We start from the raw sequence: 19,911 nt of genomic DNA, 5'->3' as shown, positions 1-19,911 counted from the left end.
TGTGTGAGAAGCCCCTCACGCCGAAGGCCGCTGAGACATCGGCGCTGTTGGATCTGGCGAGCGAACGCGGAAGGGTGTTGGCCGAGGCCTTCATGTACCGGCACCACCCCAAGACGCGGGAGCTGGGTGCGCTCGTCGCATCGGGAGAGCTCGGGGAGATCCACACGATCCGCGCGTCCTTCAACTTCTGGACCGACGATCCTGCCAACGATGTCCGCTACAGCGAGGCGCTGGCCGGAGGGGCCTTGCTTGACGTCGGGAGCTACTGCGTCAGCTTGGCCAATTATCTGCTCGACGACGAGCCCGAGGAGGTCGCAGGACTCGAGGTGCTGGCGTCCTCCGGCGTGGAAGAGCGGTTTCTCGGATGGATGTCGTACCGGTCGAGGTGCGTCGCGACGTTCGATTGCTCGATGCGATCGCCGTTGTCGGTCGGTGCCTCCGTCCTCGGGTCGGCCGGGGAGGCCTACGTGGCGATGCCCTGGTATGCCCATCGGGCGCCGCACACCATCGAAGTTCGCTATCCCGATGGGTCCTCGCGTTCGATCGAAGCGGTGGGTGCCGACGCGTACTACCTGGAGACCGAGGACTTCGCGGCATCGGTCGCCGGCCTGAAATCGCCCGAGGTGCCTCCGGCCGAGACCGTGCGGACCTTGCGCACGATCGAGCGGCTGCGGTCCAGCGCCGCCATCTCGATCTCCCCGGCCGGCTAACCGGCAGCGTCGTGGAGCGGGTCGGTGCTCAGAGTGCGGGCGTCAGCTCCCGAAAACCGGCGCCGAGAGCCCGCAAGCCGGCGTCGAGGTAGACGGTGAGGTCGCTGTCGGCTTTGGTCAGCCAGGTGTCAAAGGCGGCGCGGCAGGTCGCGAGCGTGCTGCGGCCGATCGCCAACGGAAACAAGGAGTCGGCGGGCAAACCGGTCCGGCCCGCGGCGAACTCGCTGACCGCGCGCTCCCAGGCGTCGTAGTGCGGAGCCGCACTCGCTTGCAGGGCGGGCACACTGCCGATGAGGTTCATGCGGCTTCGCAACTCCGCGACGTCCGCGGCGCGGTAGCGGTTGACGCTCACCACCACGTGCCGGATCGCGGTCATCATGTCGAGGTCTTGGGTCACGGCACTGAAGGCGGCACGCAGCGCCTGAACCTCGCTGTCGAACTGGTGCCACAGCACCGCTGCCTTCGAGTCGAAGTAGCGGAAGAAGGTACGCCGGCTCACCCCGGCAGCCGACGCGATGTCCTCGACCGTCGTCGCGTCGAATCCGCGCTGGCTGAACAACCGAAGGGCGATGACCTCGAGGTCGCGCGGGCTGGTGCCGGGTGGGCGCCCTCGCCGCGTGGCGAGGGTCGGCTCGGACTGGTCCATGTCGACACCCCCATCGAGCGACCGGCTCGGGGTTGATTCTGGCACTGGATGACGATAATGTGCGCGGAATTCGTCACAGCGTGCCGAAACGCAGCCCACGAACCTGGAGGCCACCGTGAGCCAGACAGTCAACCCGCCGCTTGCGGAACCGGCCGCCGAGCCGATCGACGAGGCGCCGGAGGTCGTGATCGAAGACCTGCTCGTCGAGGACGTCTCGATCGATGGAATGTGCGGTGTCTATTAGCCCGGTCACCCGGCCGAACACGACACCGTTCGACCTCGATAGGTCGTGGCGCCTGCATCCGAGCGTCGCCGTTCGTCCCGAGAGCTTTGGCGCGCTGCTGTATCACTTCGGAACCCGGCGGCTGTCGTTTCTCAAGAGTCCGAAGCTGCTCGATGTCGTGCAATCGCTGGAGGGGGCGTCGACCGCAAGAGCGGCCTGCGCCATCGCGGGGGTTGCACCGGCGGACCTGCCCAGTTACCAGCGAGCACTCGCGACCCTGGCCGCCTCAGACATGATCCTTGCGGAGTCGTGAGCATGACGATCTCGGCTGACCCGGTACCACGTACCTTGCCGCTGACCGACCGGTTTGCGGCCGGTCTCGATGCACCGATCTGCCTCACCTGGGAACTGACGTACGCCTGCAATCTGTCATGCATTCATTGCCTGTCGAGCTCCGGTCGGCGCGATCCGAACGAGCTCAGCACCGCGGAGTGCTGCGCGATCATCGACGAGCTCGAGGCGATGCAGGTCTTCTACATCAACATCGGCGGCGGTGAACCCACCACCCGGCCTGACTTCTGGCAACTCGTCGACTATGCGACGGCGCATCACGTCGGAGTGAAGTTCTCGACCAATGGCCGGAGGATCACACCAACGGTGGCGCAGCGGATTGCCGCCAGCGACTACGTCGACGTCCAGATCTCCCTCGACGGAGCGACCGCGGACATCAATGATCACGTCCGAGGTAAGGGGTCATTCGCGGTCGCCACCCAGGCGATGGAGCACCTTCAGCACGCGGGGGCGAGCGGCTTCAAGCTATCGGTGGTCGTGACCCGACACAACGTCGGGCAGCTTGACGAGTTCGAGGCGCTTGCTGACCGCTACGGTGCCCAGCTCCGACTGACTCGCCTGCGGCCGTCCGGTCGTGGGGTCGAGGTCTGGGATGAGCTCCACCCCACTGCGTCCCAGCAACGGGAGCTCTATGACTGGCTGTTGCTGCATGCCGACCGCGTCCTCACCGGGGACTCGTTCTTCCACCTCGCCGGGTACGGCGAAGCCCTGCCGGGTCTCAACCTGTGCGGCGCCGGGCGCGTGGTGTGTCTGATCGATCCGGTCGGCGACGTCTATGCGTGCCCGTTTGCGATTCACGACACATTTCGAGCGGGCAGTGTTCGGGGCACCGGAGGATTCCGGCAGGTCTGGCGGGACTCGCCGCTTTTCGCCAAGCTTCGCGCTCCCCAGAGTGGCGGCGCCTGTCGCGCGTGCTCCGCCTACGACTCCTGTCGTGGTGGGTGTATGGCGGCGAAGTACTTCACGGGTCTGCCGCTTGACGGGCCGGACCCCGAGTGCGTCCGCGGACACGGCGAACAAGCGCTGGCGTCCGTGCCGAGCGAGTCGGTGCCGCGGCCCTCGCTTGACCACTCTCATCGCGGCCGAGCAGCGGCCGGCCCGGTGCCGATCACGATCGGGCGTTCGCCGTCGGCCCGCGGCTTCCCGGAGCGACCCTGCGCCGAAGGCCCGCTGACTAGGGCCTGGCTCAGCGGCATCGAATCGAGCTAGCCCATGATCGCCGATCGGTCGAGCGTCTCCCTGGCGGATCTTGCCTGGCCGGTGGTCGGTGAACGCTGCGCCCGCGGGGCCGTCCTCGCCGTGCCGGTCGGCTCGACCGAACAGCACGGCCCGCAGCTGCCGTTGTCGACCGACACCGACATCGCGGGTGCCCTGTGCGAACGCCTGGCGGCGGTTCGTGATGACGTGATCATCGCTCCGGCGATTGCTTACGGGTCGAGCGGCGAGCACGAGGGTTTTCCGGGCACCCTGTCGATCGGGCAGCAGTGCCTCGAGTATCTCGTCGTCGAGCTCGTGCGCTCGGCATCCCGGACCTTCCCCGCCGTACTCCTGGTGTGCGCGCATGGCGGTAACGCGGCGCCCCTGATGCGCGCCGTGGCGTGTCTGCGAGCCGAATCGAGGGATGTTCTGCTCTTCTTGCCGCGATGTGAAGGCGATGCGCATGCCGGCCGAACGGAGACCTCGATAATGCTGGCGTTGCATCCCGACCGGACCCGGATGAACCTTGCCGTGCCCGGGAACATGCGCCCCCTGGCTGAACTGATGCCTACGCTTCGGTCCGCGGGAGTCCGTGCCGTCAGCGAGTCCGGCGTGCTCGGAGACCCGGTCGGCGCGACCGCGGACGAAGGCAGCGCACTCCTCGATCAGCTCGAGATCGCGCTGGTCGATCAGGTCGTGCGCTGGCGCGAAGAGCGATCGTGAGCAGCGAGGCGCGGGTGGCGATCGTCACGGGGGCGGCGCGTGGGATCGGGGCCGCGACGACTCACGCGCTGGCCGGCGCCGGATGGGCTGTGCTTGCCGTCGATATCGCTGCCGACGACCCGGCCCTGCCGTACGCCCTCGGCAGCTTGGAGGATCTTGACGCGGTGGTCGAAACCGCGCAGCGCGTCGCGTACTCGCGGGACGCCGTGGCGCCCTTCGTCGGCGACGTTCGGGACCAGGCGGCGATGGACGCGGCGGTGGCGGATGCCGAGTCGCGATGGGGCGGGGTCGACTGCGCGGTGGCGTGCGCCGCCGTCATCGCGGGGGGACGACCAGGGTGGGAGCTCCCCGTCGATCAGCAGCAAGCGGTTCTGGACGTCGACCTCGGGGGCGTTCTCAACCTGGCGCGTGCGGCGGTGCCGGCGCTGCTGCGTCGGCCGGAGCCGCGAGCCGGACGATTCGTGGCCGTGGCGTCGGCGGCCGCCACCCGTGGGCTGTCTAACCTCGCGGCGTACTGCGCGGCGAAGGCAGGCGTGGCGGGCTTCGTCCGGGCCCTCGCTGCCGAGCTCGGCGGAAGTGGGGTCACCGCCAACGCCGTCAGTCCCGGCTCCACTGCTACGTCGATGTTGGAGGAGAGCGCGCGGCTCTACGACCTCCCGGACATCGCGGGGTTCGCAGCCCAGCAGCCGATCGGCCGGCTGATCGATCCGGTCGAGGTCGCCGCGGTCGTCGCCTTTCTGGCAAGCCACGAGAGCGGCGGCATGACGGGTGCCGTTGTCCCTGTAGACGGTGGCTTGGCGCTATGACCACACCGTTACCGACCGGCATCCGGCTGCGGCCCGACCGCTCGACCCTCGAGATCGACGATCGTCTGGTCGGCGGCTCTCCGCGCCGCATGATGCGACTGTCGCGGGCCGGGTGCGCGGCGTGGCAGGAGTTGATGAGCGGACCGATCCGCACTGCTGCGGGAGCGGCGCTGGGCCGCAGACTTACCGACGCGGAGTTCGCCCATCCACTGCCCGGACCGGCAACTGCGCAGGCCGGTGTGACCGTCGTCATCCCCGTACGCGACCGAGCCCCTGGATTGGACCGTTGCTTGCGATCTGTGCATCCACGTTGCGACGTCGTCGTGGTGGACGACGGGTCGGTCGACGCGGGAGCGGTCGAACGGGTGGCGGGTAGACATGGGGCTCGGCTGGTCCGACGTGACCGAAACGGTGGCCCTGCAGCTGCCCGCAACGCGGGCCTGAGCGACGTCACCTCACCGTTCGTCGCGTTTCTTGACAGTGACTGCGTGGCGTCCGACGGCTGGATCGAGCGCCTCTCCGGGCACTTCGCCGATCCGCTTGTCGCTGCAGTTGCACCGCGTATCCAGCCCGCCGGCGCGAAGGCTGCTTCGTATCTAGCGACCTGTGGCGTGCTGGATCTGGGGGATGCACCGGCGTTGGTTCGCCCGGGCGGCCGGGTCTCCTATGTCCCCACCGCCGCACTGGTGGTTCGCCGCTCGGCACTCGCGGCGATTGCCACGCGCGACGACGTCTTCGATCCCGAGCTTCGCTACGGCGAGGATGTCGATCTCGTGTGGCGGCTGGTCGGTGCGGGTTGGCGCGTCCGCTATGAGCCCGCCGTCGTGGTCACCCATCGCGAAGAAGGCGGGTGGCGGGAGCGGGCCGTGCGCAGGTTCGCCTACGGGACGTCTGCGGCACCATTGTCGCAACGACACCCTGAAGCCTTGGCCCCCATCGTCGTTCTGCCGCTGCCCGCTTGCGTCGTACTGGCCGGTTTCCTCCGCCGGCCCAGGCTGGCGCTCCTGGCAACCATCGCGTGTGCGGGCTCGACCTCGCGGATACTGGCGCGCGCCGGACTCACCGAACTCGGCACGGGTCGAACCACGCTCCGTGCGATCTCAGCCACCTGGTTGTCCTTCAGCCGCTACGCCGCGCAGTTCTCGATGCCCGCAGTGCTTGCCGTCGTCGCTACGCCCGGTCGCAGCGCCAGCCGCTCGCCCTGGCTGCGCAGGATTGCCGGGGTTTCCGTGCTTGTGGGCGCGCCGATGGTGGCCTGGCGGGCTAGCCAGCCGCGCTGTAGCTGGGCGCGGTTCGTCTCCGGGCGAGTTGTCGACGAATGCTCGTACGGCGCCGGCGTGTATTGGGGATGCATCCGACGGCGCACGTTCGCTCCGTTGGTTCCGAGGTTTCGCCGACCGACGCGATGGATCTGAGGTGCGTACGTGACCGACGTTTGGTTCGAATCCGTCGCGGAGGCCCAGCGCCGGGCCAAGAAGCGACTCCCGACCTCGGTCTACGGTGCGCTCATTGCCGGCTCCGAGCGCGGTACGACGCTGTTCGACAACGAGGCGGCCTTCGCCGAGCTCGGGTTCCTTCCGCGAGTGGCGGGTCAGCATTCCGAGCGCCGGCTCGCGACCAACGTGATGGGGATGTCGATCGAGCTTCCGGTGGTCATCTCCCCGACCGGTGTTCAAGCGGTGCACCCGGACGGAGAGGTTGCGGTAGCGAGAGCGGCCCGGGCTCGCGGCACGGCGATGGGGTTGAGCTCGTTTGCGAGCAAGCCGGTCGAGGAGGTTGTTGCGGCGAACCCGCTGACGCTGTTCCAGATGTACTGGAGCGGTAATCGCGATCAGATCAGCGCCCGGATCGAGCGCGCACGCGCTGCCGGAGCCGCCGGGTTGATCGTGACCCTCGACTGGTCGTTCTCCCACGGTCGCGACTGGGGCAGCCCGCAGATCCCGGAGCGCCTGAACCTTCGTGCCATGCTGCGGCATGCACCGGAGGCGCTTCGCCGGCCGCGCTGGTTCGCCTCATTCGCGCGCCGAGGCCGGCTGCCCACCCTGGCCGTCCCGAACGTGGTCCCGGCGGGTGAGCCGGGACCGAGCTTCTTCGGTGCGTATGGGGAGTGGATGCACACCGCCCCACCGTCCTGGGCAGACGTGGCGTGGCTACGTGCCGAGTGGGGCGGCCCGTTCATGCTCAAGGGTGTGACCCGCGTCGACGATGCGCGGCGTGCCGTCGATGCCGGTGTGACTGCGATCTCGGTGTCGAACCACGGCGGCAACAATCTCGACACCACGCCCGCAACCATTCGTGTCCTTCCGGAGGTTGCGCGAGCCGTCGGTGGCGATCTCGAAGTGTTGCTCGACGGGGGCATCCGGCGCGGCAGCGATGTGGCAAAGGCCCTCGCGCTCGGTGCCCGTGCCGTGATGATCGGGCGAGCCTCGCTCTGGGGCTTGGCGGCGAACGGCCAGGCTGGCGTCGAGAACATACTGGACATCCTGCGCGGCGGCCTCGACTCGGCCTTGCTCGGCTTGGGGCACCGATCGGTCCACGACCTGTCAGCGGCGGATGTGGTGGCCCCGGACGGATTTGCTCGCTCGGCACTGCCGATCGGCACTCCTCTCTGACCCCTTGAAATGTACTAAGTAAGGTTTTACGGTTGGACCCGCGGTCGCGGGCGGATGCCGAACTGATTGGCGGACTCCGTCGCCGCACGGGTTGTGCGGCACGTCTCACGAGTGGGAGTCCGATGGGAACTGAGGGTCATCGCGCCGGCACCGTTTGTGCAGAAGCCTTCGGGGACAGCTACGAGGCATCCGACGAACACGGCCTCGATCTTCAGCTCTTCGCGCGCATGTGCCGCATCCGCGCGTTCGAGGAGAGCCTGAAGCGACTGTTCGCCAAGGGTCAGCTTCCCGGATTCGTCCACCTCTACATCGGCGAGGAGGCGATTGCGGTCGGCGCCAACTCGGTGCTCCGGCAGGACGACAAGATCACCAGCACGCATCGCGGGCACGGTCATCTCATCGCCAAGGGTGCTGACGTCCGGCTGATGATGGCCGAGATCATGGGTCGAGTCACGGGCTACTGCAAGGGCAAAGGTGGCTCAATGCACATCGCGGAGTACGCGATCGGCATCCTGGGCGCGAACGGGATCGTGGGCGGCGGCATTCCGATTGCGACCGGATCGGCGCTCGCGGACTCCTATTTTGGCCGCGATTCGGTAACGGTGGCTTTCTTCGGAGACGGTGCCTCGAACCAGGGCGTCCTGCATGAGGCGATGAACCTCGCATCGGTATGGCGCCTGCCCGTCGTGTTTCTGTGCGAAAACAACGGCTACACGGAATGGATGCGCACCGAGGACATTACGGCCGGGCAGATCGCGGACCGTGGTCGGGCGTTCGGCTTGGAGTGCGCGACGGTGGACGGTAACGACGTCCACGCAGTGCGCCAGGCGGCGACCGCCGCGACCGAGCTGGCGAGAGCGGGTGGCGGACCGTCGTTGATCGAAGCGGTCACGTATCGCATCCCGGCTCATAACGAAGGAGAAGAGGTCTTCTCCGGCAAGTACCGTCCCGACGAGGAGATCGCGCACTGGCGTGAAAGGGATCCGATCCTCCTTCATCGGCAACGAATTCTCGCCCACGAGGCGCCAGCCGCGCCGGTCCTTGAGGCGATCGAGGAACACCAGCGTGCGCTGGTCGAAGAGGCCGTGGCGTTCGCCCTCGCAAGCGAGCACCCAGAGCCCGCGAGTGCGCTCGAGGATCTGTACGCCGACGGTGCAGCATGACGACGACGTACATGGCACGGGCCATCGCGGATGCGCTGAACGAGGCAATGGCCGAGGATCCGAGCGTCATGGTGATCGGCGAGGACGTCGAACTCAGCACCATCGGGGCCACGAAAGGTCTCGTGGAGCGGTTCGGGCAGAACCGAGTCCGCAACTCTCCGATCTCCGAAGCCACGGTCGTAGGCGCCTGTGTCGGTGCTGCGGCGTGCGGTGTCCGGCCGGTCATGGACTTGATGTTCTCCAGCTTCTTCTACGTCGCCCTTGATCAGGTCGCGAACCAGGCCGCTCGGCTGCGCTACATGTCAGGCGGCCAGGTCGAACTGCCGCTCGTCCTCTTCACCGGCACTGGGCCGTCCGGGTCGGCGGCGGCCCAACATTCGGAGAACCCGCATCCGCTGCTGATGTCCTTGTCCGGGGTCAAGGTCGTCTTTCCCTCGACCCCGGCGGATGCGCGGGCCCTCCTGGTCGAGAGCGTCCGGGATCCGAATCCGGTCGTCTTCCTTCTCGATCTGATGCTCGCCGGGTCGAAGGGCGAGATTTCCGATCCACCCCATCGGGTGCCCCTCGGCAAGGGGGTCATTCGACGAGTCGGTACCGATGTGACGGTGGTGGCGATTGGCTCCGCGGTTCCTCAGTCGCTGGAGGCCGCGGAGGTCTTGGCCAACGAGGGTGTCGCTGTCGAGGTCATCGATCCCCGAACCCTTGTGCCACTGGACGACGAGCTGATCGAGAGCTCGGTGCGCCGAACCGGCCGACTCGTTGTTGCAGATCCGGCTCGGGCGACGTGCGGTGCCGCCGCGGAGATCATCACCAGGGTCGTCGACCGATGCTGGATGGATCTGCGTAGCGCTCCCGTGCGGGTGGCATGGGAGGACGTGCCGATTCCCTACGCACCCGCCCTGGAGAGTCACGTCACCCTGACCGCGGACAAGATCGCGGCCGCAATTCGCGCCGCGGTTGCGTGATCGGCCGATCGAGCCGGAAGGAGATGACCGTGGACGTCACCTTGCCGAAGTGGGGAGTGTCGATGCAGGAAGCAACGATCGAAGAGTGGCTGGTGTCGCTCGGCGACACCGTCACCGAGGGTCAGCCGATCGTGCGAATCTCGACCGACAAGGTCGAGACCGAAGTCGAAGCGCCGGGATCAGGGGCGGTACTCGAAATCGTTGCGCCGATCGATTCCGTTGTTGCCGTCGGCGGTGTTCTCGCCATCATCGGATGACTCGATGCCGTCAGCCGCTGCAAGACCCGACGCTGCTCGTTGATGTGGGGAGCACCTATACCAAGGCGATCCTCGTTGATCGGTTCGGTCGACCCGTCACTTCCCACATGACGCCAACTGCTCATGCGGACCTCGACCGCGGGTTCGGCGATGTCCGCGCGGCGGTGGAGAGCCGGGCCGGGGTGGAACGCCAAGGCACCCAGGTTCTCGCGTCGTCCAGCGCGGCCGGCGGCCTGCGCCTTCTGGTGGTCGGCCTCGAGCCGGACCTGACCGTTCGGCTCGGCCAGCTCGCGGCGGCGACCGCCGGTGGCCGGGTCAGCGGCGCCTACGGCCTGGGCGATTTCCTTGCGACGACTCCTTCCACCATGGACGTGGTACTTCCCGACATCGTGCTGCTAACAGGGGGGACCGACGGTGGCGACGGAGCCGCGCTACCCGCGGCCGCAGGGCATCTGCGCGCACTCGGAGTCAACTGTCCGGTGGTCGTCGCCGGCAACCAGCAGACGTACCCGCTCGTCCGAGCGGTACTCGACGGCGCGGGCGTCGTTCGTTACGTGCCCAACGTGCTCCCTAGGTTGGGCGTGGTGAACCTCGGTCCGGCGAGATCGGCGATCCGCGAGGTGTTCATCGAGCACGTCATCGGAACCGGCCGGTTGGGATCCGCGGCTGCACTCGCAGCGCACGTGGTGATGCCGACGCCGGGCGCTGTGCTTGCTGCTACCGAGCTCGTCGGTGAGCTCGGAGAGGCGGAGTCGGGTCCCGTCAGTCCTCTGGTGGTGGACGTCGGGGGAGCCACGACCGATGTGCACTCCTACCTTTCTCCCGCCCGGCATCCGGAGGCCGACACCGATGACGTCGCGGGCGGTCTGCGCACGGTCGAGGCCGATCTCGGCATGCGCGAGAGCGCACTTTCCCTGGTTCAGGCCGCCGAGGAGGACCACTGGGTGGGGCGACACGCCACGGTCTTGCGTTCCGCGGCCGACGAGCTGGCGGCCGACCGGGCCTTCGTACCCGCCGATCCGGCGGGACGGCTGGTCGATCGGCAGCTGGGCACGTTGGCAACCGCGATCGGCCTGTCGAGACATTGCGGGCGCATGCGGATCGAGGTAGCGGCCAGCCGGCATCGGGCGCGTCCCACCGGCCGTGACCTGCGTCGGTCGGGTCTGGTCATCGCGACCGGTGGTGTCTTCCGGGGCATGTCCCGACCGCAGCTTGCGGTCCGCGCGGCACTGCGGCTCGCGGCCGCGCGGGGCGCGCTCGTGCCGCAGACGGGCGCGCGGGTCGCCATCGACACCGGCTACGTGCTTTGGGCGGTCGGGCTGTTGAGCACGACGTCCAGGGACGCGGCGAAGGTTTTGCTTGGCAGTGCAGTGCGCTTGCACGAGAGGCGGTGACATGACCGAGGGTGAGCTCGTTCCATCCGGGCTACCGCCCGGCCGCAGCCTGGTCGACCAGGGGCGCCGCTTGGCTCGTGCTGTCGACACCGGCTGGGCGACCTACGCCCGGAACCGCGGGGTACGAAACGAGCGCTACTACAAGGAGCGCACGATTGCGTCGGGGGAGATCACCTACTACATCAACCTCGGCCTCAAGTCGTGGCCCGAAACCCGAGCGGCGCTCCGCGAGGTGCTCGCGGCGGCCGAGCGCCTGGACGTGCGCGTCGACCGCGTCTCGCTGACCACGGATCGGCGGATGGGTCTTGCCCCGGAGTTGCGCCGTGAAGCGATCGAGGAGACCGGAATCATGTTCTGGACGCCCGAGGACTGGCAGGGCGCGGCCGAGGACCTCGACATCATGCCGATCCTCAACGATCACTCGGTCGGAAGCCCGGCCGGAGTCGACAACGCACTCGCCGCGGTCTGCGCAGGGTTCGGCTATGTCGGCAACCTCTCGCAGATGAACTACGGGTACGCGTGTGCCGTGTCGGACGTCGAGCAGATGATGGCAACTGTCGTCGCCATGGGCGTGATTGCTGAGAAGAAGGACGACGGTGTCGTCCTCGACTCCTATACCGACGACGGGTTCTGCGCCAGCTTCCACGATGCCGCCACCTCGATCGGATGGTGCCTCCTGCACCGTTACATCGCGGACGACCTGGTCGGGTGCGCCTATGCGCCAAGCTACGGGTCGACCTTTGCCGATCCTCTCCTCAAGCAGGCGTTCGGGCTTGCTCTCGACGCCATCAATGTCTCCAGGGTGCCGCCCTCGGTCGTCCATGGGGACACGAACTCGCTTCAGCCGCATTACTCACTCGACCGGAACGCCGCAATCGTGACGACCGACATCTACTTCACGATCGCGAACCAGCTCGCCCATCCGACCGGTACGTCGGTGCACCCGACCCCGCTCACCGAGCCACACCGGATCCCGACCGTCGAGGACATCGTTCAGTCTCTCGAGATCGGCCGGGAGGCGGAGCGGCGCGCTCGGCAGTCCTATCCGCTCATTGACTGGCGTCCGGTGTACGCGCTCAGGGACAGGCTGGTCGCCGCGGGGCGCGAGGTGTTCTCCCGGATGATGGACGGGCTGGCGGTCATGGGCGTCGACACCTCTGATGCGTTGCAGTTGCTGATCGCAACGCGGCGGCTCGGGGCCCAGCAGATCGAGCGGTTGTTCGGCGCTGGAGAAGCCGACACCGCTCATCCTCGAGGCCGGGTGCCCGTCGTCCCCACGGACACCCTGCGTCGCGCGAGCGAGAGCCTGGAGACCGTTCTGCGGTCGATCAACCAGATGGCTGAGGCACCGGATCTTCGCGGCGTGAAAGTGGTCGCCGCAAGTGGCGACATTCACGAGTACGGGCTCTACACCCTGGTCGCTGTCCTCGAAGAGCTCGGCTGCGATGTGCACAATCTCGGCACGAGTGTCGACAACGGCCGGATCGCCGCGGCCGTCGCAGAGTCGGCTGCTGATGTCGTGGCGCTCAGCACCTACAACGGCATGGCTTTGTCACTCGGCCGCGACCTGATTGACCGGCTGGTCGAGCGCGGCCTGCATCCGACCGTCTACATCGGGGGCCGGTTGACCGAGGACCTGCCGAACCAGAAGAGCGCAGATGTGACCGCGCCACTCGCGGCCGCTGGCGCGGTGCCGTGCGCGTCCATCACCGCAATGGTCGAATCCCTCTCCGAACTCGACCGAAGCCGGCTGAACCTGCGGTCACGCCGCCACCGACCTTGAGCAATGAACCGCACCATCACGAAGGAGACGAGATGTCGACCGACTCAGCGATCATCATCGGCGGCGGAATCGGCATCGGCTATGCCGCAGCACGCAGGTTCCTCGGCAGAGGTCTTGACGTCGGTCGGAGCGGGCGCAGACCCGAGCGGCTCGCTGACGCCCAGCGCGTGCTCGCCGAGGAGTTTCCCGAGCGACGGGTCGAAGCCGCCGCGGCCGACGCGGGTGTCGAGCAAGAGGCGCACCGGAGCATGGCCGAGCTCGTCGCGGCAATCGGGGTGCCGCGGGCATTCGTCAACTGCGCAGGGACGTTCGAGGCGGTCGACTTCGTGGATCTGACCGAGCAGTCGTGGCGGGGCACCATGCAGACCACGCTGGACTCCTGCGTCTACCCCACTGCGGCGATCGCGCGGTTGATGAAGGAGCGGGGAAGCGGCCGGATCATTCTGATCGGATCGACCAGCGGCGTTCTCTCGGAGCCAGGAACTGCGCCTTACTGCGCGGCGAAGGCCGCGATCCATTCCCTGGTCCGCTCGCTTACCGTGGACCTTGCGGGCGCCGGAATTCAGAGCAATGCGGTCGCCCCTGGGTGGGTGCACACCGAGCTCAACGACGACTTCGTGTCGTCAGCGGACCCGAAGTCCCTCGCGTCGATCAACCCGATGGGAAGGATCGGCCAGGCCGACGAGGTGGCCAATCTGGTCGAATATCTCGGGTTGGATGCGCCGGACTATCTCTGCGGCGCGACACTGATCATCGACGGTGGCCAGACGGGATTCGCGCCATTGATCTAGCCGTTCGATCGGGGAAGGCTCGGGTGATGGTGGAGGCGGCAGCCAAGGAGATCGCGGACGGGGAGCCCCCGGACCTCGTCCGCGCGGCGGGGCAGGTCGGAACTCTCGTCGAACGCCGCCTCCGGGTCGCCGCCTCCGTGGCGGCAAAGAGCCTCGCCGAAGCGGTGCCCCGACGCTCGGCGACGGCTCGGGCCCTCGAACCCGAGTTTGTCGAGGTGCTCTCGGATCTTTCGAAGCTCGTGTCCGGGGCGGGCTTCCTCGCCAAGCCCGGCTTCTTTCCCGACGCCGACCTCCACCACTCCTGGTGGGCGTCCGCGCCCGGCACCGCCGTGATCGCTGAGGTCGATCTCGATGAGTCGAGCGACTCGTTCTATGACTATCCAGAGAAGGAATGGTTCCGCGTCCCCGCTACCACGGGCCAGATGAGCGTGGCCGGACCGTACGTCGACTACCTCGGAACCAACGAGTACATCCTGACCTGGGGAGTACCGGTCTCTCTCAGCGGCGCCTTCGTCGGGGCGGTGGCTGCCGATGTGAGGCTGCAGGACATGCAACGCTTCCTGCTTGCCAGCCAGCAAGCCGATCCCTATGCAGAGGTTCTGGTCAATGCCAAGGGCAGGGTCATGTTCTCCACCAGCGCCGCGGTCGAGACCGGCTCCATGTTCCGATCGGCCGCGTTCGCAGCGTGGATGAACGCCGGGTCCCGCCCTCCGACCGCGACGAGAGGACTTGAGATGTGGCCCTGTGCCGGGGTTCCGTGGGCGGTCCTCCGCTTCACCCTTGACGACCTCGAGTGGCCCTCGTCGCGGGGCGCTCCTGATCCAGCGGAGTCGGAGGGTTGAAATCGTGACTTCGGACGCCGACGTAGCAGGCGATCCGCCTCCAACCCCGGCGGCTAGGCGGTTTGCACTGACGCCGCTACGAACGGGTAGTCGCTCCGACGCGGTGACGGCGCGGCTGCGCGAGGCGATCTTCCTTGGCTTTCCGCCCGATGGCCACGCTCTTCCGAGCGAGTCCGAGCTTGCGAACGAGCTCGCGGTCTCGACCAAGACGATCAGGGAGGCCCTCGCCGCCTTACGCGACGAAGGGCTGATCGAGACCCGCCGAGGCCGATCCGGAGGCAGTTTTGTGCACTCCCGCGGTGGCAGCACGAAGAAACTGACGCGCCGGCGCTTCGAGACGCTTAGCATCAGCGAGATCCGGGACGCCGCAGACGAGCATCGTGCAGTGGCCGGGATGGCCGCGCTACTCGCTGCGGATCGCGCCGACGACGACCAGCTCGCCGCGATTCACTCGCACCTGACCGATCTGACCGACGCGACCACAGACGTTGCGCGGGGCCGAGCAGATACGAACTTCCATATCGACATCGCGATCGCGTCGCAGTCAGAGCGGCTCACGAGGTCCGAGGCATCGTTGCAACGCGAGTGCCGGGACCTGTTCTGGATGCTCGAACCGCGGCCGATCGCGGAGGTGGCCCGTGAGCACGGAGCGATTTTCGCTGCCATCGGCGATCAAGCCGGTAATCGTGCGAGAGCGGTCGCCGAGCAGCATGTGGTGAACAGCTATCGGCGGCTGCACGAACTCCGACTGGCTATTCGGCAGGTGTAGGCGGTCGTTACCCGCAAGGACCCTAACGTGCGGTATCAACGAGCACCCAGGCGCTCTGGACGCGAATATGCCGACCTTGACCGGACGGTCAGTCATCCATAGTCTTCCTCCCGGGCGGTCGATCTCCGTGGTCTCCGGCACCGGATGGCCGCATCGCTCGCGCGAGGCCGACCGTCGAATCGCAACGCTGAGGAGGCCCAGTGGGCAAGCTTGACGGCAAGGTCGCGTTCATCAGCGGGCTCGCCCGCAACCAGGGTCGGTCGCACGCGGTGACCTTGGCCGAAGAGGGCGCCGACATCATCGGTTTCGACATCTGCCGCAAGATCGACACGTCGTGTCATACCGGGGCCACCGAAGAAGACCTTGCCGAGACCGTGCGGCTGGTCGAGGCGCTCGGCCGACGCATCGTCGTATCCGTCGCAGATGTTCGTCAGTACGACCAGGTGCAGGCGGCGTTCGCGAAGGGTTTGGACGCACTCGGACGCTGCGACATCGTGCTTGCCAACGCGGGCATCTTCGCCTCCGGCAAGTTCTGGGAGATCGAGCTTGACGCGTGGCAAGAGATGATCGACATCAACCTCACCGGAGTGTGGCACACGGTGCGGGCTGCCGCGCCGACGATGATCGCCCAGAACGAGGGCGGGGCGATCGTGATCACGGGTTCGACCGAGTCGCTGAAGGGCATGGCCAACACGGCGTCGTACTCGGCAGCCAAGCATGGCCTGACCGGATTGATGCGCACTATGGCGAACGAGTTGGGTGAATACGGGATCCGAGTCAACACAGTGAACCCGACCTGTGTGGAGACCGACATGGTGCTCAACCGCACAGTCTTCGAACTCTTCCGGCCCGATCTCACCGACCCCACTCGGGCGGAGGTCTCGCCATCCTTCGCGGCGACCAACATCATTCCGATCGACTTCATCCCGCCGCGGGTGGTAAGTGACGCGATCCTCTATCTCGTCTCCGACACCGGCAAGTACATCACCGGCGTACCGCTGCCCGTGGACGCCGGGTTCGTGACCAAGTAGCAGTAATCAGCGAGTCCGGCCGCGAGGTACGGCACATCGGAAGGAGCGGCATGCAACGGTTCGAAGGACAAGGCGTGGTCGTCACTGGCGCCGCGGGTGGTATCGGTCGGGCGATCGCTGAGCGCTTCGCATCCGAAGGTGCCCGCGTGTTCGTCACGGACATCGATGACGCCGGTTTGAAGGAGACGGCTACCGCGCTGGGTGCTCCCAGCTTCGTCGCGGACGTTCGCGAGTCGGTGCAGGTCAACGCGATGGTGGCGCAGGCGGTCAAGGAGCTCGGCGCGATCGATGTGATGTGCAATAACGCTGGAACGATCACCATGAGGGCTGCCGTTGATCTCACCGACGAAGACTGGGACCTGAACGTCGACACCAACGCCAAGGGCGTGTTCAACGGAACGCGCGCTGTCCTCGGGCACATGCTCGAACGCAGGAGCGGCGCAATCGTCAACACCGCGTCACAGGCGGGCAAGCGCGGCTACAAGCTGTTCACGCACTACTGCGCATCGAAGGCGGCAGTGATCGTGTTCAGCAAGGGTGTGGCCTTGGAGGTTGCCCCACACGTCCGGATCAACTGCGTCTGTCCCGGCATCGTTACGACCGACATGATGGAGCGCGAGTACGCCTGGGAGGAGGCGATGACCGGTGAGCCTAAGGCGAGCATCCAGGAACGGTGGATGGCCGGCATCCCGATGCAGCGCTTCCAAACCCCGCAAAAGGTCGCTGGTGTCGTCGCCTTTCTGGCCTCCGAAGACGCGAGTGAGATGACGGGGCAGGCAATCAACGTCACTGGCGGAATGGTGATGGAGTAGATCAGCGGCCCCCCGAGGCTGCCGTCCGAGGCGGTGGGCGTCGCGCGACGGCCTACTCAGACGTTATGCGGCCCTCTGTTGACGGCAGGACGCCGCAGAGCACAGCGACGACCGCAGCGAGGCACGCATTGATCGCCAGCGCTGTGGGTAGCCCGACCGCGCCGGCCAAGGCCCCAATCGCCGCGGGACCGGCGAGCATTCCGCCGTAGCCGCAGAAGGTGACGACGGCGAGAGCTGGCCCGACGTCGCCCAGGCGGGACGCTTGCGAGAAGGTGTTGGGTACGGCGGAGGACAGCCCGAAGCCGAGGAGCATCAGTCCGGCCAACGCAGCCGCGGGCGACCGGACGACTAGAGCAGCACCCCAGCCGGCGGCGCCGATGGAGCTTGAGACGCGTACCAGCAGACGGGGTCCCCACCGGTCGGCTAAACGATCGCCGTACAGCCGTCCGGCGGCCATGGTCAGGGCGAAGCATGTGTATCCGGCGCCAGCGAGGCCCGGGGAAGTGTCGAGTGAGCTGCGCAGGTATACCGCGCTCCAGTCGTTGGCAGCACCTTCGGCGAGGAAGGAGGCGAAGGCGATCACCGCCAACGCTATGAGAGCGCGCGACCACCTCACTCGGGTTCGGCCTCCAAGAGAGTCCGGCAGGTTTCGGCCGGCTGTCGGTGCGAAGCGAGCTACTGCGGTCAACCCAGTCGCCATCACCACGACGCTCACCCAGATCAGTTGTGCACGAACGGACACGTCGGCCCAGGCGGATCCAGCTCCCACTGCGGCTCCGGCCAGTCCGCCGAGGCTAAACCAACCATGAAAACCTGACATTACGCGCTGGCCCAGTCGGTCCTGCACACCGACCGCCTCAGTGTTCATCGCCACGTCGATGAGTCCAAGGCAGCACCCCCATCCGAACAAGACGGCAAAGAGTTGAGGGGCGTCGCGAACCACCGTCACAAACGGAAGGACGGCGCCAAGTGGCAATAATGCCCCGAGGACGACGGTGCGGGGCGCACGTCTGAGAAGCAGTGCGCCGGCTGCGGGCATCGCCATCACGGCACCGGCCGCTGGGCCGAGGAGGGCCAGACCCAAGGCTTGGTCCGACAGATGGAGCGGAGCCCGGATTGCCGGGATGCGGGCGGCCCAGCTGGCTGAGATCGCACCGAGCATGAAGAACATGGCGAGTACGGGCAGGCGCTCGCTGCTATCGCGTGTTGCGGAAGCCCGGTTACACAGATGGGAACTGAACACCGGCAGTCCGACGCTCGGGAGCCAAACGCGTGTCGCATGTGTCGCTGTCGAAGGTGCCGGACTGGAGCAGTGGGGGAGTACCCATCGTGCTCGCGCGAAGTTCGGACCGCGGCCTAGCGAGAAGGAATCCGACCGCCGTGGCAGTCGCTTCCGACAGTCCGCGGTTCGGTGGCTTGGTCCTCGACATAAGGGAGACCTTACGGCTCTCCACGGTCTCGTCGACTGGGCCCGACGAACGACCAGTCGTCAGCGAGCACTCGATCCCGGTCGAGTGTCGCTAGAGTTGGCTTGCCCGCCAACCTCATGACGCACCACCCAGCCTCATTCTTCCGGTGCGTCCCGAACCTTGCGGAGCGCCTCCAGGGCGTTCTCCGCCGTCGCGAAGAGCCCCGAGTACTGCTGTGGTGGTGATTTGCCGATATCCAAGCCGTTCCTGGTCTAGTGCCAGGACGGCGCCGCCTGCGAGTAAGTACGACGCGCGTGGGCAGCGCGCAGCCCCGTGAAAGGTGACGATGTGATCGAGCTGGGCGGCCTGCAGTGCAGGGAGCCATGATTTGGGCCGAAAGTTGTTGCGTGAGATCGGCCCACGGGTGCTTGACGCGAACAGCAAGTTCTCGTCGCGTACGGCGCATTTGAGCATGTGCGCACGGATCTGCCGCAGGTCGATGCCTCACGTGCAACCCGGCCGCTGGCTTGTTGCTGTAGTGGTCGCCCATCGCGTCTGAGCCGTAGTGGAAGGGATTGTCCAGCGCGTTGAAATTGCCCGCACCGGGATCGTGGTCCCCGCCGGGTGGAATGCATCGTACCGGCTGGTGGTCCGTGATGCGGTGCTCTCGACCACCGACAGTCCCAACGAACGCGAGGCTGCTGAGATCGCCACCAACGTGCTCCGCGTGTTCAGCCCGTTCGGCTTCACTGTTGCGTTCGGCACTCACCTCTACGAGCTCGCTCGCCGGTTCGAAGAGCAGTACTCCGGCACCACACTCTTCCGGGTCCGTCCGACTAGCGGTGTAACTGGGCATGTCGGCAGAGGGTGTTGCTCGGGAACAGTCTGCCTTCGAAGGTGCTCGCGAACGCGTTGAGGGCCGGCTTCGACCACCACGTAGATCGGTCGGTTGGTGACCTGCCCGTCGCGGATCTTCACCACGAGCGCGTCGATGAAGATCACCGGATACACGGCGTCGGGCGGTCCGGCGCACCACTCGGCCATCTCCTCGATCACCAGGTCGGCGATCCGGCTGATCGTGTCCTTGCTGACCGTGGCGCCATACACGTCAGCGAAGTGCGTGCCGATCTCGCCGGTGGTCAGCCCGCGAGCGGTCAGCGACAGCACGATCTCATCGATGCGGTCCAGCCGCCGCTGCCGTTTCCGCACGATCTTCGGCTCGAACGTCCCTGCCGGTCGCGTGGCACGTCGACCGGCACCGGGCCGAGCTCGGTGAGCACCGTCTTTGGTCCACTTGCTGAAGTCGATGTCGACCGGCCGGAGCGCGATCAGCTCCCCCCAGCGTAGGCCGGTCTCGATCTCGAGCAGCACCATGGTCCGGTATCTCGCCGGTATGCCTTCCAGGATCGCGTCGAACTGTTCGACCG

The 19,911-nt window shown here is 66.9% G+C and carries 20 protein-coding genes and 1 pseudogene; 18 read left to right on the top strand and 3 right to left on the bottom strand.

What is annotated here, in order from left to right; translation table 11 throughout:
* A partial coding sequence (locus VME70_15335; GenBank protein HTW21570.1) for a Gfo/Idh/MocA family oxidoreductase occupies positions 1–710 on the top strand: 710 nt, incomplete at its 5' end.
* Between the two features lie 28 nt (positions 711–738).
* On the opposite strand, the gene mftR is transcribed toward VME70_15335, so the two are convergent.
* Positions 739–1,356: a mycofactocin system transcriptional regulator gene (mftR, locus tag VME70_15330; protein ID HTW21569.1), complete on the bottom strand. Its 618-nt coding sequence runs from the start codon at positions 1,354–1,356 to the stop codon at positions 739–741.
* A 115-nt stretch (positions 1,357–1,471) separates the two neighbouring features.
* Between mftR and mftA the strand changes: the two genes are divergently transcribed.
* The 17 genes from mftA (at position 1,472) to VME70_15245 (ending at position 17,075) form a co-directional block, all read left to right on the top strand.
* Positions 1,472–1,600 (top strand): mycofactocin precursor MftA, encoded by a 129-nt coding sequence (gene mftA / locus VME70_15325; protein ID HTW21568.1) that lies wholly within the window; start codon positions 1,472–1,474, stop codon positions 1,598–1,600.
* Positions 1,578–1,892, top strand: a complete 315-nt coding sequence (gene mftB, locus VME70_15320; protein ID HTW21567.1) for a mycofactocin biosynthesis chaperone MftB — start codon at positions 1,578–1,580, stop codon at positions 1,890–1,892. Before mftA ends, mftB begins: the two co-directional genes overlap by 23 nt.
* Before the next feature lie 2 nt (positions 1,893–1,894).
* A complete protein-coding gene (gene mftC, locus VME70_15315) occupies positions 1,895–3,139 on the top strand; it encodes a mycofactocin radical SAM maturase (GenBank protein ID HTW21566.1) in 1,245 nt (414 codons plus the stop codon).
* A 3-nt stretch (positions 3,140–3,142) separates the two neighbouring features.
* Positions 3,143–3,850, top strand: a complete 708-nt coding sequence (gene mftE / locus VME70_15310) for a mycofactocin biosynthesis peptidyl-dipeptidase MftE (protein HTW21565.1) — start codon at positions 3,143–3,145, stop codon at positions 3,848–3,850.
* The gene (locus tag VME70_15305; protein HTW21564.1) at positions 3,847–4,656 is read left to right on the top strand and encodes a mycofactocin-coupled SDR family oxidoreductase; all 810 of its coding nucleotides are present in this window, start codon (positions 3,847–3,849) and stop codon (positions 4,654–4,656) included. Before mftE ends, VME70_15305 begins: the two co-directional genes overlap by 4 nt.
* Positions 4,653–6,071 carry a mycofactocin biosynthesis glycosyltransferase MftF gene (gene mftF / locus VME70_15300; GenBank protein ID HTW21563.1) on the top strand — a complete coding sequence of 473 codons (1,419 nt, stop codon included), beginning with the start codon at positions 4,653–4,655 and terminating at the stop codon, positions 6,069–6,071. Before VME70_15305 ends, mftF begins: the two co-directional genes overlap by 4 nt.
* A 9-nt stretch (positions 6,072–6,080) precedes the next feature.
* Positions 6,081–7,268 carry a pre-mycofactocin synthase MftD gene (gene mftD / locus VME70_15295; GenBank protein ID HTW21562.1) on the top strand — a complete coding sequence of 396 codons (1,188 nt, stop codon included), beginning with the start codon at positions 6,081–6,083 and terminating at the stop codon, positions 7,266–7,268.
* Between the two features lie 122 nt (positions 7,269–7,390).
* The gene (locus VME70_15290; GenBank protein HTW21561.1) at positions 7,391–8,431 is read left to right on the top strand and encodes a thiamine pyrophosphate-dependent dehydrogenase E1 component subunit alpha; all 1,041 of its coding nucleotides are present in this window, start codon (positions 7,391–7,393) and stop codon (positions 8,429–8,431) included.
* The gene (locus tag VME70_15285; protein HTW21560.1) at positions 8,428–9,396 is read left to right on the top strand and encodes a transketolase C-terminal domain-containing protein; all 969 of its coding nucleotides are present in this window, start codon (positions 8,428–8,430) and stop codon (positions 9,394–9,396) included. The genes VME70_15290 and VME70_15285 overlap by 4 nt, the downstream gene beginning before the upstream one ends.
* 23 nt (positions 9,397–9,419) lie before the next feature.
* The gene (locus VME70_15280; GenBank protein ID HTW21559.1) at positions 9,420–9,653 is read left to right on the top strand and encodes a biotin/lipoyl-containing protein; all 234 of its coding nucleotides are present in this window, start codon (positions 9,420–9,422) and stop codon (positions 9,651–9,653) included.
* The gene (locus VME70_15275) at positions 9,650–11,047 is read left to right on the top strand and encodes a glutamate mutase L (GenBank protein ID HTW21558.1); all 1,398 of its coding nucleotides are present in this window, start codon (positions 9,650–9,652) and stop codon (positions 11,045–11,047) included. Before VME70_15280 ends, VME70_15275 begins: the two co-directional genes overlap by 4 nt.
* Before the next feature lies 1 nt (position 11,048).
* Positions 11,049–12,830, top strand: a complete 1,782-nt coding sequence (locus tag VME70_15270) for a cobalamin-dependent protein (GenBank protein HTW21557.1) — start codon at positions 11,049–11,051, stop codon at positions 12,828–12,830.
* Between the two features lie 32 nt (positions 12,831–12,862).
* Positions 12,863–13,621: an SDR family oxidoreductase gene (locus VME70_15265; protein ID HTW21556.1), complete on the top strand. Its 759-nt coding sequence runs from the start codon at positions 12,863–12,865 to the stop codon at positions 13,619–13,621.
* Between the two features lie 26 nt (positions 13,622–13,647).
* Positions 13,648–14,463, top strand: a complete 816-nt coding sequence (locus tag VME70_15260; protein HTW21555.1) for a hypothetical protein — start codon at positions 13,648–13,650, stop codon at positions 14,461–14,463.
* Positions 14,464–14,566: 103 nt separating this feature from the next.
* Positions 14,567–15,232: an FCD domain-containing protein gene (locus VME70_15255; GenBank protein ID HTW21554.1), complete on the top strand. Its 666-nt coding sequence runs from the start codon at positions 14,567–14,569 to the stop codon at positions 15,230–15,232.
* A 200-nt stretch (positions 15,233–15,432) separates the two neighbouring features.
* Positions 15,433–16,263: a mycofactocin-coupled SDR family oxidoreductase gene (locus VME70_15250; GenBank protein HTW21553.1), complete on the top strand. Its 831-nt coding sequence runs from the start codon at positions 15,433–15,435 to the stop codon at positions 16,261–16,263.
* 50 nt (positions 16,264–16,313) lie between these two features.
* Complete coding sequence (locus VME70_15245; GenBank protein HTW21552.1) at positions 16,314–17,075, top strand: SDR family NAD(P)-dependent oxidoreductase; 762 nt, start codon at positions 16,314–16,316, stop codon at positions 17,073–17,075.
* Positions 17,076–17,127: 52 nt separating this feature from the next.
* On the opposite strand, the gene VME70_15240 is transcribed toward VME70_15245, so the two are convergent.
* On the bottom strand, positions 17,128–18,246 hold the full coding sequence (locus VME70_15240) for an MFS transporter (GenBank protein ID HTW21551.1): 1,119 nt from the start codon (positions 18,244–18,246) through the stop codon (positions 17,128–17,130).
* Positions 18,247–19,420: 1,174 nt separating this feature from the next.
* Positions 19,421–19,806 (bottom strand): annotated as a pseudogene (locus VME70_15235) (transposase).
* Positions 19,807–19,911: the final 105 nt, after the last annotated feature.

The sequence above is a fragment of the Mycobacteriales bacterium genome (genome assembly GCA_035504215.1).
GTDB lineage: Bacteria > Actinomycetota > Actinomycetes > JAFAQI01 > JAFAQI01 > DATAUK01.
The sequence above is the reverse complement of the archived record's forward strand: the minus strand, read 5'-3'. Positions and strand labels throughout refer to the sequence as shown.